The organism is Microbacterium sp. Bi128 (assembly GCF_918698205.1).
This window is the reverse complement of sequence record NZ_CAKKMM010000052.1, coordinates 1-17,152: the sequence shown is the minus strand read 5'-3', so window position 1 is coordinate 17,152 and position 17,152 is coordinate 1. Positions and strand designations below refer to the sequence as shown.

The window sequence follows — 17,152 nt, the reverse complement described above, 5'->3', positions numbered from 1 at the left end:
CCCGCGAACGCGGGGCCGCGTTCGTTCGGGCCGTCCGACGGTACCTCGCGCTGCATCCGGTCTCGTCCGCGTTCGTCGTGGTGGTGCTGTCCGCAGCGGCCCTGACGGGCACGCTCTGGGGACAGGACGCGTCGATCTGGGGGGCGGGGCCCCTCGCGACCTTCACCGTCGGTCGCTGGTGGACGGTGATCACCGCGCTCGTGATCCCGGACTCGCCGATCGACGCCGTCGTGTCGGTGGCGCTCGCCCTGACGGCGCTCGCGTACGCCGAACGGCTGCTCGGGTCGCGACGCACGGCCGTGCTCCTCGGGGTCCTCGGCGTGGGCGGGCTCCTGACGGGGATCGGCTTCCACGCCGCCGCGTGGGCGGTGACCGACCTGCGCCCCGTGGTGGCCGCCGAAGTCCCGGTCCTCGATCCCACCACCCCGATCGCCGGGGTGGTGATGGCCGCGTCCGCCTTCGCGCCCACGCTGTGGCGTCGCCGCCTCCGGCTCGTGGGGTTCGCGACCCTCGCGCTGTTCGCCCTCTACGCCGGCGACGCCGACTCGTGGTACCGCGTGACCGCTGCGGTGATCGGTCTGGGTGTGGGCGAGATCCTCGCGCGTGGGCGGGAGCGGCGCGCGTGGCACCGCAGCTCCACGCGCGAGACGCGCACCCTGCTCGCGCTCCTCGTGGCGGTCGTGGGCAGCGGCCCTCTCGTCGCCCTCGTGAGCGGCGGCGGTCGCGGGCCCCTGTCCCTCGTGGTCGACGCCTACACCCAGTACGACGACGAGCTCCTCGCGCGGTGCGGCCGGGTCTCGTCCGCGGTGTGCGACGAGCAGTTGGCACTGCTGATGACGCGCGGGCTCGGCCCTGCCCTGTTGGCCGTGACGCCGCTCGTCCTGATGCTGGTGGCCGCATGGGGGCTGCGGCTCGGCCGGCGTGCGGCGCTCGTCCTCGCGGTGCTCGCGCTCACGGCATCCGCGGTCATCCCCGTCGTGTCGCTCGTGGACGGCCGCTTGCGCATCGACCCGTGGGTGGACGGCAGCGGCGCCGAGTACGTCCTGTGGGCGCTGGCGACGGTGGCCATCCCGCTGACACTCGCCGTCGTGCTGCTCGTCGCCCGCGGACGCTTCCCGGTGCGGGCCACCCGGCGCGCCGCCCGTACGGTCGCCGGGGTGATCGGCGTCGCGTTCCTCGCCTGCGCGACGGCGTTCTTCATCATCGAGTCGCTGGGGCGCCGCTCCTTCGACCGGGACCCGTCGATCCTCGACCTCGTCCTGCTCACGCTGCGGCGCTTCCTTCCGCCGGCGTACACGAACCCGGCGGGCTCCGGCACGTTCCCGCACCACGGTCCGGCGCTCTTCGCGTACCAGTGGGTGGGCGTGCTGTTCTGGGCCATCGCGATCGGCGCGATCCTCTGGCTCTATCGGCGGGTGCAGCGTCCTGATCCCGGCGACACCCTCCGGTACCGCGAACTGCTGCGGCGGGGGAGCGACACCCTGGGTTTCCTCGGCACCTGGTCCGGCAACCGGCACTGGTACTCCGAGGACCGCGAGTGCGCGGTGGCCTATCGCCTCGTGGGCGATGTCGCCCTCGCCGTCGCCGATCCGGTCGCGCCGGCGGCTCGCCGGCCCGAAGTGCTGCGCACGTTCTCGGACTTCTGCGTCGAGCACGGGTGGATCCCCGCCTTCTACAGCGTCCACACGGACACCGCCGCCGACCTCGAGGGCCTCGGTTGGCGCCATGTGCCGGTCGGCGTCGAGACCGTCATGGATCTGCCCGGTCTGACGTTCGCGGGCAAGGCGTGGCAGAAGGTACGTCAGCCGCTCACCCGCGCCGAGCGCGAGGGCTACACCGCGGTCTGGACGCGCTGGCACGAGCTCACCGTCTCGCAGGCCTCCCAGATCATCGCGATCGACGAGGAATGGGTCGCCGATCGGGCGCTCCCCGAGATGGGCTTCACGTTGGGCTCTCTCGACGAGCTGCGCGACCGCGACGTGCGGCTGCTCCTGGCGGTCGGGCTCGACGGTCGCATCGAGGCCGTCACGAGCTGGATGCCGTCCTGGACCGACGGCGCGGTGACGGGATGGACGCTCGACTTCATGCGCCGACGCGCCGACGGCCCCAACGGGATGATGGAGTTCCTCATCGCCAAGGCCGCCCTGCAGCTGCAGGAGGAGGGCGCGGCGGTCCTGAGTCTGTCGGGGGCTCCGCTGGCCGAGGCGCCGGATGCACCCATGGACGGCGACCCCGCGCCGCTGCGCGCACTGCTGCGCTGGCTGGCCGAGGTTCTCGAACCCGCGTACGGGTTCGCTTCGCTGTTCCGTTTCAAGGGCAAGTTCCGCCCGCGCTACCGCGAGCTCACGCTGGCGTACCGCGACCCGCTGCACTTGCCCGCCATCGGCGCCGCCGTCGGTCGCGCCTATCTGCCGGATGCGTCCCGTCGTGAGATCGTCGCTCTGGCCCGAACCGCGTGGGGAGGCCGACGGTGATCCGATTCGTGCTGTCATTCGAACTCATCGATTCGCCGCTGCTCATCGTGTGCGCCGTGATCGCCGCCCTCGGTGCGGTGGCGGTCATCGTGTGGCCTCCGCGCCGTCTCGTACGCACCCTCGTGATCGGCCTCGGGAGCGGAGTCGTCATGTACGTCGTGGCTCGGGTCCTCGAGCACTTCGGCGTCTTCCAGGGGCCGTTGCCGTCCGGCGCGGGCCTCTGGGCAGCCGGAGGCGTCACCGCTGCGGCGGTGGGCGTCGTGGGGATCTGCCGCCGACCCTGGGGACGGCGGATCGTCGGTTCCGTCACGGTCCTCGCCTCGCTGTTGGCCGCGGCGCTGGGGGTCAACGCCTCCTACGGCGTGACGCACAACCTCGCCGCCATCCTCGGTGTGCAGGCCCTCGACCCGGCCTCCCTCCCACAGCAGAACGCCGCTGCGGGAGACCCCGCGACCCTCTACCAGACCTGGGAACCACCGGCCGGCATGCCCGCGAAGGGAACGGTGAGCGCCCTGACCGGCAGCACCAAGATCCCCACGGGACAGTACGCCGCACGCGACGCGTCGCTGTATCTTCCCCCTGCCGCTCAGGTCGCGAACCCCCCGGCGTTGCCCCTTCTGGTGTTCATGATGGGACAGCCCGGCTCGCCGGACCCCACCGCGCTGGCCAAGGCCCTCGACGCCTTCGCATCGACGAACAAGGGTCTCGCTCCGATCGCGATCGTGGTGGATCAGCTCACCGCGCCCGACCGCGACCCCGCCTGCGTCGATTCCGCGAAGTTCGGCGCCGTCGCCACGTACATCAACCAGCTCGTGCCGCAGTGGGCCGAACAGAACCTCAACATCGTCAAGGACCACCGGTACTGGACGATCGGCGGCTTCTCCAACGGCGGCTCCTGCGCGGTCATGTACGGCGCGAAGTACCCCGATGTCTGGGGGCAGATGCTCGACGTCATGGGAAACGAGTTCCCCGGTTCCGAGCACGTCGACCAGACGGTGGCGGACGTCTACAACGGCGACGCCGCCGCGTTCCAGGCGAACAAGCCGTCGGTGATCATGAGTTCCGCACCGGCGGGCACCTACGCCGGTCACACCGCGATCTTCACGTGGGGCAGTCTCGACACCACGTACGGTCCCGGTCAGCTCGCGAACTCCCAGGTGGCCCAGGCGGCGGGTTTCACCGTGCTGACCCACATCGTCGAGGGAGCGGGACACACCGGCGAGGCGCTCGATGGGAGTCTCGCGTTCGCGATCCCGGCGCTGGCCCCGACGCTCGGCCTCGCCGCCCCGGCATCCTGAACCCGAGAACGACGAGGGGGCCCGGTCGATGACCGGGCCTCCTCGTCGTCGATGCGCTCAGCTCGTGAGCGCCGCCTTCATGATCTCGGCGTGCTCGTTGGCGTGCACCTTCGGCGAACCCGTCGCCGTCGATGCCGCCGAGGCGCGGGAGATGACCCGGATGCCACGGCCGCGCAGCTGGTCGGCGACCTCGAGAGCGACGAACGGCCACGCGCCCTGGTTCTCGGGCTCGTCCTGCACCCAGACCAGCTCGGCGTTCGGGTACTGCGCGAGCACGGTGTTCAGGTCGTCGATCGGAGCCGGGTAGTACTGCTCGAGACGCACGAGAGCGATCTCGGGGTTCGGGTTCTTGTCGAGCTCGGCGCGCAGATCCCAGTGGATCTTGCCGGCGTGCAGCAGCACGCGCGTCACCGCGCCACGGTCGATGCCGCGGTCGTCGTCGAGCACCGGCTCGAACCGGCCCTCGAGGAAGTCCTCGACGGGGCTGGTCGCACCGCGCAGCCGCAGCATCGCCTTCGGGGTGAAGACGACCAGGGGCCGGCGCGGACGCTGGTAGGCCTGGCGGCGCAGCAGGTGGAAGTACGACGCGGGGGTCGAGGGGCGCGCCACGATCATGTTGTCCTGCGCGCACATCTGCAGGTAGCGCTCGATGCGCGCCGACGAGTGGTCGGGGCCCTGTCCCTCGTAGCCGTGGGGGAGCAGCAGGACGACGCTCGACTGCTGCGCCCACTTCTGGTCGGCTGACGAGATGAACTCGTCGATGACGGACTGCGCGCCGTTGGCGAAGTCGCCGAACTGCGCCTCCCAGAGCACGAGGGCGTCCGCGCGCTCGACCGAGTAGCCGTACTCGAACGCCATGGCGGCGTATTCGCTCAGCAGCGAGTCGTAGACCCAGAAACGGCCCTGGTTCTCGCTGAGGTTGGCCAACGGCAGCCATTCCTGGCCGTTGGAACGGTCGTGCAGCACCGCGTGACGCTGCACGAACGTGCCGCGACGCGAGTCCTGACCGGCCAGGCGCACCGGGGTGCCCTCCATCAGCACCGAACCGAAGGCGAGCAGCTCGCCGAAGGCCCAGTCGATCCCGCCGTTGCGGCTCATGTCCAGGCGCTTCTCGAGCAGCTGCTGCAGCTTGCTGTGCACCGTGAAGCCGTCGGGCTTGTTCACGAACGCGTCGCCGATGTGGTTCACGACCTCGCGGGAGACACCCGTGGTCTCGGGGGCTCCGACGACGATCTCGTCGGACGCGTCGGTCGGGACGACGGGGGTGGACCCGGTCTCGGCAGCGTGCGTGTCGGCGAAAGCGACTTCGAGCCGACTCTGGAAGTCGCGCTTGGCCTGCTCGTACTCGTCCTCGGTGATGTCACCGCGGCCGACGAGCGACTCGGTGTAGAGGCGGCGCACGGAGCGCTTGGCCTCGATGAGGTTGGTCATCAGGGGCTGCGTCATCGAGGGGTCGTCGCCCTCGTTGTGCCCGCGGCGGCGGTAGCAGACGAGGTCGATCACGATGTCGCGGTGGAATTCCTCGCGGTAGAGGAATGCCAGATCCGCGGCGCGCACGACGGCCTCGGGGTCGTCGCCGTTGACGTGCAGGATCGGAGCCTGGATGGTCTTGGCGACGTCGGTGGCGTACACCGAGGTGCGGGCGTCGGTGGGCGTGGTCGTGAAGCCGACCTGGTTGTTCACCACGACGTGGATCGTTCCGCCGGTGCGGTAGCCGCGCAACTGCGACATCTGCAGCGTCTCGACGACGACGCCCTGGCCGGCGAAGGCCGCGTCGCCGTGCACGAGGATCGGCAGCCACGAGAACGTCCCGATGGGCTTGCGGTCCTGCTTGGCGCGCACGATGCCTTCGAGCACGCCGTCGACGGTCTCGAGGTGCGAGGGGTTAGCGGCGAGGTAGACCGGCAGCTCATCGCCCGAGTCGCCGACGAACGTGCCTTCGGTCCCGAGGTGGTACTTCACGTCGCCCGAGCCGCGCTTGCTGCCCACGGCCACGGCGCCCTCGAACTCGCGGAACACCTGCCCGTAGGTCTTTCCGGCGATGTTGGTCAGCACGTTGAGGCGACCGCGGTGCGCCATCCCGATCGCGGCACCGTCCATACCCGCGGAGGCGGCGCCCTGCAGGATCTGGTCGAGCAGCGGGATCAGCGACTCGCCGCCCTCGAGGCTGAAGCGCTTCTGGCCGACGTACTTCGTCTGCAGGAACGTCTCGAAAGCCTCGGCCTGGTTCAGCTTGGAGAGGATGCGCAGCTGCTCGTCGTGGCCGGGCTTGGTGTACTTGACCTCGATGTTGCTCTGGAACCACTGGCGCTGCGCGGGGTCCTGGATGTGCATGTACTCCACGCCCATGGTGCGGCAGTAGGAGTCGCGCAGGACGCCGAGGATGTCGCGGAGCTTGGCGACGCGCTTGGCGCCGAGACCGCCGGTGACGAACTCGCGGTCGAGGTCCCAGAACGTCAGGCCGTGCGACTCGATCTCGAGGTCGGGGTGCGTGCGCTGGACGTACTCGAGCGGGTCGATGTCGGCCATGAGGTGGCCGCGGACGCGGTAGGAGTTGATGAGCTCCTGCACGCGGGCGCTCTTGTCGATGCGCTCGGACAGGTCGACGCTGATGTCGGCCGCCCAGTGGATCGGCGCGTACGGGATGCGCAGCGCCGCGAAGATGGCGTCGTAGAAGCCGCGCTGGCCGATGAGCAGCTCGTGCACCTTCTTGAGGAACTCGCCCGATCCCGCACCCTGGATGACGCGGTGGTCGTACGTGCTGGTGAGCGTGATCGTCTTGCCGATCGCCAGTTCGTTGAGCGTCTTCTCGCTCGCGCCCTGGAACTCCGCGGGGTACTCCAGCGCACCGGCGCCGATGATGGCGCCCTGGCCGCGCATGAGGCGGGGGACCGAGTGGACGGTGCCGATGCCGCCGGGGTTGGTGAGCGAGATCGTCGTGCCCTGGAAGTCGGCGGGCGTGAGCTTGTTCGAGCGCGCGCGGCGGACGAGATCTTCGTACGACGCGAGGAACTCGCTGAACGACAGCGTGTCGGCGCGCTTGATGCTGGGCACCAGCAGCGCGCGCGTGCCGTCGGGCTTGGGCATATCGATCGCGATGCCGAGGTTCACGTGCGCGGGGGCGACGACCGACGGCTTGCCGTCGATCTCGGCGTAGAAGACGTTCTGGCTCGGGAACTCCTTGAGCGCCTGGATGAGCGCCCACCCGATGAGGTGCGTGAAGCTGACCTTGCCGCCGCGGGTGCGCGACATGTGGTTGTTGATGACGATGCGGTTGTCGATCATCAGCTTGGCCGGGATCGTCCGCACGCTCGTCGCGGTGGGCACCGTGAGCGAGTCGTCCATGTTGCTCGCGAGCGCCTTCGGCATGCCCTTGAGAACGGTGACGCGGTCTTCTTCGGTGCTCTCGGAACCGGCCGAGGGCATCGGGCTGGGGGCCTGCGCCGGGATCGGCTGCGGCGCCGCGGGCTTCGCGGTCGTGCGTGCCACCGGCGCCTGACCGACCACCGGAATCGGCGCGGTCACCGGCTTCGGCTCGGACGGCGGGGCTGCGGCCTCGGCGGATCCGTCGACGACCGGGTGGTACGCCTCCAGGATCGGCCACCAGGCCTTGTCTACGGAGTGCTTGTCGACCGTGAACTGTTCGTAGAGCTCGTCTACGAGCCACTCGTTCGCGCCGAACTCGCCCTCGCTCGAAGTACCGACGCCCGTCACCTGGCTCGACACAGTCGATCGCCTGCTTTCCTCGATGAAGATTCCTGTGGATGCACGCAGTCGTCCTCGTTGCGCACTCGCTCCAGCCTAGCCGAGGTTCCTGGCCGCGCTCCGGGGTCTTGTGGGACTTCGGATGTGGTGAGGTGGATGCCATGGAGTTCTCCGGTGCACAGCCCGATGTCGATCTGACCTACTCGGATGTCTTCCTCGTCCCGCGTCATTCCGACGTCGGCAGCCGGCTCGGCGTCGACCTGGCTCCCGGCGACGGCAGCGGTGCGACGCTTCCGCTCGTCTCGGCCAACATGAACTCGGTCACCGGCCCGCGGCTCGCGGCGACGCTCGCCCGGCGCGGCGGACTCGGCGTGCTGCCCCAGGACATGTCGCTGCCGCGGTTGGTCGAGGCGGTGCAGTGGGTCAAGGCGCAACCGGCCGCGTGGGACGCGGCTCTGGTGTTCCCGCCGTCCGCGACCGTCGCCGACGCGCGGCTCGTCCTGCCGGCCGTGGCCGGGCGGGGGATCGTCGTCGCCGAGCAGCGCGCGGACGGCACCGTCGGGCTCGACGGCTTCCGCGGGATCGTGCCCGCCCCGCGCCTGGCGACCGCGCTCCCGGATGCCACCCTGGGCGACATCGCCCGCACCGACGCCCCGCTGGTGGAGGTCTCCCGCATCGGGGATCCGCACGAGGTGTTCGAGCTCGTCGGCTCGGCGGACATCGTGGCGGTCGTCGACGGGGACCGCATCGTCGGGACGCTGTCGGCGCGGAGCGCGCTGCGCGACTCGGTGTACCGCCCCGGTGTGGACGCCGACGGTCGCCTGATCGTCGCCGCGGCCGTCGGGATCAACGGCGACGTCGCGGGCAAGGCGCGGGCGCTCGCCGCCGCCGGCGTCGACGTCCTCGTGGTCGACACCGCCCACGGTCATCAGGAGCAGATGCTGCGCGCGCTCCGCGAGGTCGCGGCGCTGGAGCTCGGCATCCCGATCGCGGCGGGCAACGTCGTCACCGCCGACGGCGTGCGCGATCTGACGCGAGCGGGTGCCTCGATCCTCAAGGTCGGCGTGGGCCCCGGAGCGATGTGCACCACGCGCATGATGACCGCGGTCGGCCGTCCGCAGTTCTCGGCGGTGCTCGAGACGGCCGAGGCCGCCCGCGCCGCCGGAGCGCACGTGTGGGCCGACGGCGGCGTGCGCTACCCGCGCGACGTGGCCCTGGCTCTGGCCGCGGGGGCGGCCTCGGTCATGATCGGCTCGTGGTTCGCGGGAACGATCGAGTCGCCCGGGCGTCTGCGCACGGACGACGACGGCCGCATCTACAAGGAGTCGTGGGGGATGGCCTCCACGAAGGCGGTGCAGGGGCGATTCCAGGGGCTGGACGCGTTCGAGCGCGCGCGCAAGGAGCTCTTCGCCGAGGGGATCTCGTCGTCGCGGATCTACCTCGACCCCCAGCGTCCGGGCGTCGAAGACCTGCTCGACATGATCACGTCGGGCGTGCGGTCCTCGTTCACGTACGCCGGAGCCGCCACGGTGCCGCAGTTCCACGAGCGGGCCCGCGTCGGGCTGCAGTCGGCCGCGGGCTACGAGGAGGGCAAGGCGCTTCCGGTCAGCTGGTGACCGCGTCGGCCGCCGTCACGTCGGCCTCGAGCGTGATCCACGCGCCGAGCTGGACCGACAGGTCGAGGTCGTCGCCCTCGGCTCTCGCCGATCGGCGTGGGTCGGCCGCGAAACGTCCGCCCCGCCGCCCCTCCCAGAGGCCCTCGGCATTGCGACTCACCAGTCGCCGCGCGCGGGCGGCATCCTCTTCGTCCAGGCGTGTCGCCGCGACGGCGAGATAGCGCGCCAGGATGCCGGCGAACAGCCCTCCGTCGCCTCCGCCGGCCGCGGGGAACAGGCCGTCGTCCGCGGCGCACCAGCGCTCGACGGCCCGCACCACAGCGGCGGCCCGCGGTCGGTCGCCGAGGGCGACGGCGGCACCGATCGCCACGCCCTGGTTGTAGGTCCACAGCTCGGACCGCACCACGCCGTGCTCGATGCCGTCCCGCACCAGTCCGGTGCCCGGGTCGTCGAGGGTCGTGGTCATCCACTCGTTCAGCTGCAGCGCGCTCCGACGGTGGCGACTGGGGGCGAGGACCATCGTCGCCGGTCCGTTGGCGGGAGCGTTGTAGAGCACGCTGCCGGTGCGCCAGGGGAGGGCACCCACGGCCGGATCGATCGCGCGTTCGAGGACTCGTGCGATGCGGGCGCGCGCGTGACCGTGCGGGCGCGCCTCGGCCAGGGCGAGCGCCATCCACGCGATGTCGTCGTAGTAGGGAGTGATCCAGGTGCCCGCGGTGCGGACCGTGATCCCGCGCAGCAGGTCGCCGATGAGGCGACGACGCGCGGCGGCGGGCCGGTGGCGCTCGGCCTCGCACAGCGCGTGCACGAGGTGGGCGTGCCACCAGTAGTGCCACGTCCTCGCGCCGTCTCCGCCGGTCGAGGCGTGCGCCCACGCGACCGGGCCGTAGCGGCGGAGGTACGCGGCGAGCACCGCGTCTTCCGCGGCGGCGGCTCTCCGCTGGAGGGAGGAGGTGGCGGCATCCATCCCCCCATCCTGAGGGTCCGACCGGGATGCCGCCCGCCCGGTGCCGCGGACGCCGCGAGGCCATAGAATCGGGGCACGATGGACGACCCTCCCAGTTGTAGACCCGAGCCCCGACGACCCTCTCCCGCCGTGAGCGGGGGTGACGCGTGATGGACTACGTCATGCTGGGCGTGGGGCTGCTTCTCACGGTCGGGACGGGACTCTTCGTCGCCAGCGAGTTCGCCCTGGTCAATCTCGACCGCGCCGACTTGGAATCGCGGCGCGCCGCGGGCGAATCCCGGCTGTCGCTGACGATCGATGCCCTGCGCATCACCTCGACGCATCTGTCGAGCGCGCAGCTGGGCATCACGCTGACGACGCTGCTGACCGGTTACACGATGGAACCGGCGATCTCCAACTTGCTCCGCCCCGTCTTCGTCGCGTGGTCGCTGCCGGAAGCTGTGCTCGTGCCGCTCGCGGCCGTGGTCGGCGTCGGCTTCGCGACGGTGCTGTCGATGATCCTCGGCGAGCTCGTCCCCAAGAACTTCGCGCTGGCGATCCCGCGACAGACGGCGAAGCTCGTCATGCCGTTCCAGGTCGCCTTCACCGCGGTGTTCCGCCCCGCGGTCGCCGTCCTCAACGGCAGCGCCAACGGCGTCCTGCGGGCGATGGGCATCGAGCCGAAGGAAGAGCTCTCCGGCGCGCGCACCGCCGAGGAGCTGTCGAGCCTGGTGAAGCGGTCCGCGAGCGCCGGCATGCTCGAGCAGGACACCGCCTCGCTCCTCGACCGCAGCCTCACGTTCGCACGGCTGAGCGCCGCCGATGTCATGACCCCGCGGCCGAGCGTGCACGCGCTCGCCGCGGGCGAACCTACCGACGCCGTCATCCAGCTCGCCCGGCGCACGGGCCACAGCCGTTTCCCCGTCTACGACGAGTCGATGGACGACATCATCGGCGTCGTGCACCTCAAGGCCGCCGTGGGCGTGCCGCGCGACCGCCGCGGCGACGTCCCCGTCGCGGCCCTCGCGACCGAGCCGCTGCGCGTTCCCGAGACGGTGCACTTGGATACCCTCGTGGCCGAGCTGCGCTCGCGCGGGTACCAGATGGCGATCGTCGTGGACGAGTACGGCGGGACGGCCGGGGTCGTGACCCTGGAGGACCTCGTCGAAGAGATCGTCGGCGAGGTTCTCGACGAGCACGACCGGTCGCGGGCGGGCATCGTGCGCTCCGCGGCATCCGTCACCTTCCCCGGCGACCTGCGTCCGGACGAACTCCTCGACCGCGCCGGCGTGCGCGTGCCCGAGGGAGAGGTCTACGACACCGTCGGCGGCTTCCTCATGGCCGAGCTCGAGCGCATCCCCGCGGTGGGCGACACGGTCGCCATCGAGGATGGCATCCTGACCGTCCACCGCATGGACGGTCGACGCGTCGACCGCGTGCAGTTCACCCCGACCCCCACCGAAGAAGGAGTCGACGACCTCGTGCGTGCGGCTCGAGGAGGTGACCAGCGATGAGCGACTGGGCCGGAATCGCGTGGCTCGTGGTGCTGCTGATCGCGAACGCCTTCTTCGTCGGATCCGAGTTCGCCGTCATCTCGGCGCGCCGCTCGCAGGTCGAACCGCTCGCCGAACGCGGCTCCCGGGCGGCCAAGACCGCGCTGTACGCCATGGAGCACGCGACGCTGATGCTCGCGACCTGCCAGCTCGGCATCACGATCTGCTCGCTGCTGATCCTGAACGTCTCGGAGCCGGCGATCCACCACCTCCTCGCGGAGCCGCTCGGTCTGACGGGGCTGTCCGAGACCGCCGTCGACATCGCCGGTTTCGTCGTGGCGCTGCTGCTGGTGTCGTACCTGCACGTCGTCTTCGGCGAGATGGTGCCGAAGAACCTCGCGTTCTCGCTGCCGGACCGGGCGGTGCTGATGCTCGCGCCGCCGCTGGTGGCGGTCTCGAAGGCGTTCTACCCGATCATCGTCGCGCTGAACTGGATCGCCAATCACGTGGTGCGGCTGTTCCGGGTCGAACCCAAGGACGAAGCGACCTCGACCTACACGCTCGACGAGGTGGCCACGATCGTGAACCAGTCGCGCCGTGAGGGCGTGTTGGACGACGCCGCGGGCACCGTGACCGCGGTGGTGGAGTTCACCGAGAAGAAGGCGGCCGACATCGCGGTGCCGATGGCGCAGCTGGTGACGCTGCCCGAGCACACGACTCCCGCCGAGATCGAGCGGGCGGTGGCCCGCCACGGTTACTCCCGCTATGTGATCGTCGACGAGCACGGGCACCCGACCGGGTACGTCCACCTCAAGGACGTCCTCCGCGTCGCCGAGGGACCCGACGACGAAGCCGACATGGCGCGGCCCATCCCGGCCAAGCGCATCCACCACATGGTGTCGGTGCTCGAGTCCACCGATCTCGAGGACGCCCTCGCCCTCATGCGGCGATCGGGCCGTCACCTCGCGCAGGTGCGCGACGACGCCGGCGACGTGCGGGCGGTGCTGTTCCTCGAGGACGTCATCGAAGAGTTGGTCGGCGAGGTGCAGGATGCCACGGCCCGCCGCCGCTTCGCCTGAGATGCGCCGTGGCCGGGCTGTGGCATCCGGGTCCGCGCCGTCTCGCGCATGACCTCAGCGACGCGCACGACCTCCGTTGATCGCGGGGCGCCGCGGCTGAGGTTGTGCGCATCGCTGAGGATGCGACCTCAGTAGGCCCGCAGGTACTGGGGCGGGGCGGGCACGGCGACGCCGAGTTCGGCCGCGGCGCGGAGGGCGTAGTGCGGGTCGCGCAGCCACTCGCGCGCGGCGAGCACCGCGTCGGCGCGCCCGTCGGCGACGACGGCCTCGGCGAGCGTGGCGTCGTCGATCATGCCGACGGCGGCGACGAGGAGCCCGGTCTCGCGCCGGACGGTCTCGGCGAGCGGGACCTGGTAGCCGGGGCCGGTCTCGATGTGCTGGTGCGGCACGAGCCCGCCGCTGGAGACGTCGACGAGGTCGGCGCCGAGGGACGCCACACGCTCGGCCGCGCGGACCGTGTCGTCGATGTCCCACCCGCCGTCGGCGGCATCCGTCCCCGAGAACCGCACGAACACCGCGGCCGCCGGGGCGGCCTCGCGCACCGCCGTGGTGACACGTTCGAGCAGGCGTACGCGGCCGTCGAACGAGCCGCCGTATTCGTCGTCGCGGTGGTTGCTCAGCGGCGAGAGGAACTGGTGCAGCAGGTACCCGTGGGCCGCGTGGATCTCGACCACCTCGAATCCGGCCGCGATCGCGCGGCGCGCGGCATCCGCGAAGTCCTGCACGACCCGGTCGATCCCGGCGAGGTCGAGCGCGCGCGGCTCGGCGAAGCCGGGGTACGCGAGGGCGGAGGGGGCGACCGTCGTCCAGCCGCCGTCCTCGGGTGCGACCGAGCCGCGACCGCCGCCGAACGGCGGGGTGGTGGAGGCCTTGCGTCCCGCGTGTCCCAGCTGCACGCCCGCGACGGCGCCGCGCGCACGGATCGCGGCGACGATCGGGGCCCACGCTTCGACCTGCGCCTCGTTCCACAGCCCGACGTCGGCGGGGGAGATGCGGCCCTCCGGCGACACGGCGGTCGCCTCGGCGATGACGAGGCCCGCCCCTCCCGCGGCGAACTGCGCGAGGTGCACGTGGTGCCAGTCGTTCGGGATGCCGTCGACGGCGCTGTACTGGCACATCGGCGAGACCCACAGGCGATTGCGCATCTCGATACCGCGGACGGTCAAGGGAGTGAAGAGGGTGCTCACATCGGACCTTCGGGCTCTAGGGTGACGCCATGACGGCGAGGGACTGGACGGGGCTCGAGGCAGCCCGCACACTTCGGAAGCCAACCGGCGACGACGACAAGTATTCCCGCGGGGTCGTGGGCATGCGGACGGGATCCGCGCGGTATCCCGGTGCCGCGGTTCTGGGAGTCGAGGCCGCGTGGCGCACCGGAACCGGGATGGTGCGGTACCTCGGTCCGGCGCGCGCCCAGGACTTCGTGCTGCAGCGACGCCCCGAGACCGTGACCGCCGACGGTCGCGTGCAGGCCTGGGTCATCGGGTCGGGAACGGATGCCGCCGAGCGCGACGCGTCCGAGACGGCGGCGCTGCGCGGAATCCTCGCGGGCTCGGAACCCGTCGTCGCGGACGCGGGCGCGCTCGACCTGGTGGCGTCGGCGTCCGCGCCGGTGATCGTCACACCGCACGCCCGGGAGCTGGCGCGGTTGCGGGAGGCCCTCGGGCTCGAGGCCCGAACGGCGGCGGACGACGATGCCCGTGAGGCTCTCGCTCGCGAGACGGCGGACCGCCTCGGCGGGGTCGTGTTGTCCAAGGGCGCGGTGACGGTCGTCGCGGCCCCCGGCGGGTGGGTACAGCGTGTCCGCACCGGGACGCCCTGGCTCGCGACGGCCGGAACGGGCGACGTTCTGGCGGGCGTGCTCGGCGCCGTCGTGGCCGCCGCGGTCGCGGACGGTCGCACCGCCCTGGACGACCTCGCCGCGTGTGCGGCGACGGCGGCGTGGCTGCACGGAACGGCCGGTACCGCCGCCGCCGCGCGGCACGGGGGAGGCGGCGGACCGATCACCGCGTTCGACGTGGCGGAGGCGCTGCCGCCGGTCGTCGCCGCGCTCCTCGGCACCGAGTGACGGACTCGATCGCATAACGGTTGCCCGGCGGAGGACGCCGCGGGCCGCGTCGGCGCGCGGTGCGCGGCATCCGTCCGTCGGGGGCGCCGGAGCCCGCCCGCTTAGGATGATCCGGTGGTGAGGCGTGTCGTCGTTCTGTTGCTGGCGTTCGTCGCCGTTCACGTCACGGTGGGGATCCTGGGCTATCAGCAGCCCAACGAACCCATGGGTGACGTGTATCTGGTGTACGAACCGTGGTCGCGCTGCGCGCTCTTCGGGGGGATCGACGTCACCTCCTGCACGCGCTCGGACATGTGGGAATGGCCCGGCATCACCGAGAAGTGGATCTACCCGCAGCTCGCGTTCCTGCCGATGACGTTCGCGTGGCTGTTCGCCTGGGCCGTGGGATACACGCCGGCGTGGGCGATCACGGTGTCGCTGTTCAACTTCGTCGCCTTCGTGATCCTCGTCGGCCGCGGCCGCTCGCGCGGTCGGGTGCTCGCCGCCTGGTTCTGGCTCGCCGCCATCCTGCTGGTCGGCCCCGTGGGGCTGTACCGGATCGACGGCATCACCGTCCCCTTTGCGATCCTCGGCAGCATCTGGCTCGTCCGGCGGCCGTTCCTGGCCTCCGTCCTGCTGTCGATCGCGGTGTGGATGAAAGTGTGGCCCGCGGCGATCCTGGCCGCCGGCTTCGTGGCGGTGCGTCGTCGCCTCGCCCTGATCTGGGGTGCCGTCGCAGTCTCGCTGGCGACGATCATCCCGGTCGTGGCTCTGGGCGGTGCACCCTACGTCTTCGGGTTCGTGGGCGATCAGACCTCCCGCGGCATCCAGATGGAGGCCCCCGTCGGCGGGCTGTACATGTTCCTGGCGTCGTTCTACGTCCCCGGCTCCGAGGTCTACTACGACGGCGGGGTGCTCACCTTCCAGGTTTCGGGCCCGGGTTCCGACATCGTGATCGCGGTCATGACCCCCCTCATGCTGCTCGTGATGGCCGCTGTCGCGGTCATCGGGGCGCAGAAGATGTGGCGCGGCGCGACGTTCCTCAGCGTGTTCCCGCCGCTGTCGCTCGCGCTGGTGACGGCGTTCATCGCCCTGAACAAGGTCGGTTCGCCGCAGTACTACGTCTGGCTGTTCGCGCCGGTCGTGCTGGGCCTCATGCTCGACCGTCGCCGGTGGTACGGCTTCGCCGTGATGACGCTAGCGATCTGCGGTCTCACGCAGTGGGTGTACCCGCTCGTGTACGACGGGCTCATGGCCACGCACCCGGCGCCGTTCCCGGTGATCCTGCTGGAGCTGCGCAATCTCCTCGCGCTCGTGCTCATGGTGTGGGCGATCGTCCGGGTCGTGCGGGTGGCCACCGGTCGCGTCCCGCACCCGGCCTCCCTGCGCGACTGGGTGCTCGGGCGTCGCCCCGTTCCCGCCCGCGTCGCGGCGAAGTAGCCTCGAGTCATGCTCATCGCGTTCTCGGTCGCCCCGTCCGGTGTCGGTACCGCTGCGGCGGAGAATGCCGACGGGTCCGTGCACGACGCCGTGGCCGCCGCGGTCGCCGTGGTCCGCGCCTCGGGCCTGCCCCACCGGACGACCTCGATGTTCACCGAGGTCGAGGGCGAGTGGGACGAGGTGTTCGACGTCGTCAAGCGGGCGACGGATGCCGTGATGCCCTACGGTTCGCGCGTCTCGCTCGTGCTCAAGGCCGACATCCGTCCGGGGCACACGGGCGAGATCGACGGCAAGATCGAGCGGCTCGAGCGCGCGATCGACGACGCGTCCTGACCCCGGCGACCCGCTCGGGCGCGCGCCGCGCCGAAACGATTCGACACCGCCCGCCGCCGCGGACTACCATCGGCGAGTGACCTCTCAGACGACCTCGAGGGGTGCGGCGATGCGGGCGCTCCTCTCCCTCGCCATCGGCAGCTTCGGTATCGGCATGACCGAGTTCGTGGTGATGGGGCTGCTCCCCAACATCGCACGCGATCTCGCCCCCTCCGCGTGGGCGGCGTCGCCCGACGACGCGATCGCCCAGGCGGGCTGGCTCGTGTCGCTGTACGCGCTCGGCGTGGTCGTCGGAGCGCCGACGATCGCGGGGTCGGTGGCGCGATTCCCCCGGCATCGCGTGATGATCGCGCTCGCCGCGGCGCTGACGTTCTTCACCGTGCTGACCGTCATCGCGCCCACGTTCGAACTCGTCGCGGCCTCCCGCTTCCTCGCCGGTCTCCCGCACGGCGCGTACTTCGGCATCGGTGCGCTCGTGGCCGCCGACGCCCTCGGGCCCGGCAATCGCGCGAAGGGCGTCGCTTTCGTGCTCACCGGGCTCACGATCGCGAACGTGGTCGGGGTGCCCCTGGGGACCCTCCTCGGACAGCAGGTCGGGTGGCGTGCGGCGTTCGCGGTGGTCGCGGCGATCTTCCTGCTCGCGACGATCTGCATCGCGTTCTTCGTGCCGGCCCACCCGGGGATGCCGGGGCGCCGATTGCGCGACGAGTTGCGCGTGTTC

12 protein-coding genes are annotated in these 17,152 nt (G+C 71.3%); 9 read left to right on the top strand and 3 right to left on the bottom strand.

Annotated features, from left to right (window positions below):
* Positions 1 to 2,474: bifunctional lysylphosphatidylglycerol flippase/synthetase MprF (locus tag LQV45_RS06625; RefSeq protein WP_230006312.1), on the top strand; the 2,474-nt coding region annotated here is incomplete at its 5' end.
* A gap of 8 nt (positions 2,475 to 2,482) precedes the next feature.
* Entirely contained in the window at positions 2,483 to 3,772 is a 1,290-nt protein-coding gene (locus LQV45_RS06620) for an esterase family protein (RefSeq protein ID WP_230006311.1), read from the top strand.
* A gap of 57 nt (positions 3,773 to 3,829) precedes the next feature.
* Here the strand turns inward: LQV45_RS06620 and LQV45_RS06615 are convergent, their stop codons facing one another.
* Positions 3,830 to 7,498 carry a multifunctional oxoglutarate decarboxylase/oxoglutarate dehydrogenase thiamine pyrophosphate-binding subunit/dihydrolipoyllysine-residue succinyltransferase subunit gene (locus LQV45_RS06615; RefSeq protein ID WP_230006310.1) on the bottom strand — a complete coding sequence of 1,223 codons (3,669 nt, stop codon included), beginning with the start codon at positions 7,496 to 7,498 and terminating at the stop codon, positions 3,830 to 3,832.
* Positions 7,499 to 7,638: 140 nt separating this feature from the next.
* Between LQV45_RS06615 and LQV45_RS06610 the strand changes: the two genes are divergently transcribed.
* Complete coding sequence (locus tag LQV45_RS06610; protein WP_138173320.1) at positions 7,639 to 9,093, top strand: GuaB1 family IMP dehydrogenase-related protein; 1,455 nt, start codon at positions 7,639 to 7,641, stop codon at positions 9,091 to 9,093.
* On the opposite strand, the gene LQV45_RS06605 is transcribed toward LQV45_RS06610, so the two are convergent.
* A complete protein-coding gene (locus tag LQV45_RS06605; protein WP_230006309.1) occupies positions 9,083 to 10,060 on the bottom strand; it encodes a glycoside hydrolase family 76 protein in 978 nt (325 codons plus the stop codon). The genes LQV45_RS06610 and LQV45_RS06605 overlap by 11 nt on opposite strands.
* 149 nt (positions 10,061 to 10,209) lie before the next feature.
* Here LQV45_RS06605 and LQV45_RS06600 point away from each other — a divergent pair, with 149 nt between their 5' ends.
* Both LQV45_RS06600 and LQV45_RS06595 read left to right on the top strand, forming a co-directional pair.
* Positions 10,210 to 11,553 carry a hemolysin family protein gene (locus tag LQV45_RS06600; protein WP_230006314.1) on the top strand — a complete coding sequence of 448 codons (1,344 nt, stop codon included), beginning with the start codon at positions 10,210 to 10,212 and terminating at the stop codon, positions 11,551 to 11,553.
* Positions 11,550 to 12,611, top strand: coding sequence for a hemolysin family protein (locus tag LQV45_RS06595; protein WP_138173315.1), 1,062 nt, complete (start codon positions 11,550 to 11,552; stop codon positions 12,609 to 12,611). Before LQV45_RS06600 ends, LQV45_RS06595 begins: the two co-directional genes overlap by 4 nt.
* A 128-nt stretch (positions 12,612 to 12,739) precedes the next feature.
* Here the strand turns inward: LQV45_RS06595 and LQV45_RS06590 are convergent, their stop codons facing one another.
* Entirely contained in the window at positions 12,740 to 13,798 is a 1,059-nt protein-coding gene (locus tag LQV45_RS06590; RefSeq protein ID WP_230006308.1) for an NADH:flavin oxidoreductase/NADH oxidase, read from the bottom strand.
* Positions 13,799 to 13,827: 29 nt separating this feature from the next.
* On the opposite strand from LQV45_RS06590, the gene LQV45_RS06585 reads away from it, so the two are divergent.
* The 4 genes from LQV45_RS06585 to LQV45_RS06570 all read left to right on the top strand — a co-directional run.
* Positions 13,828 to 14,679 carry an ADP/ATP-dependent (S)-NAD(P)H-hydrate dehydratase gene (locus LQV45_RS06585; protein WP_230006307.1) on the top strand — a complete coding sequence of 284 codons (852 nt, stop codon included), beginning with the start codon at positions 13,828 to 13,830 and terminating at the stop codon, positions 14,677 to 14,679.
* A gap of 114 nt (positions 14,680 to 14,793) precedes the next feature.
* On the top strand, positions 14,794 to 16,098 hold the full coding sequence (locus tag LQV45_RS06580) for a glycosyltransferase family 87 protein (protein ID WP_230006306.1): 1,305 nt from the start codon (positions 14,794 to 14,796) through the stop codon (positions 16,096 to 16,098).
* A gap of 9 nt (positions 16,099 to 16,107) precedes the next feature.
* Positions 16,108 to 16,431 carry a thiamine-binding protein gene (locus tag LQV45_RS06575; RefSeq protein WP_230006305.1) on the top strand — a complete coding sequence of 108 codons (324 nt, stop codon included), beginning with the start codon at positions 16,108 to 16,110 and terminating at the stop codon, positions 16,429 to 16,431.
* 109 nt (positions 16,432 to 16,540) lie between these two features.
* The coding region (locus LQV45_RS06570) for an MFS transporter (RefSeq protein WP_230006313.1) at positions 16,541 to 17,152 on the top strand (612 nt) is incomplete at its 3' end.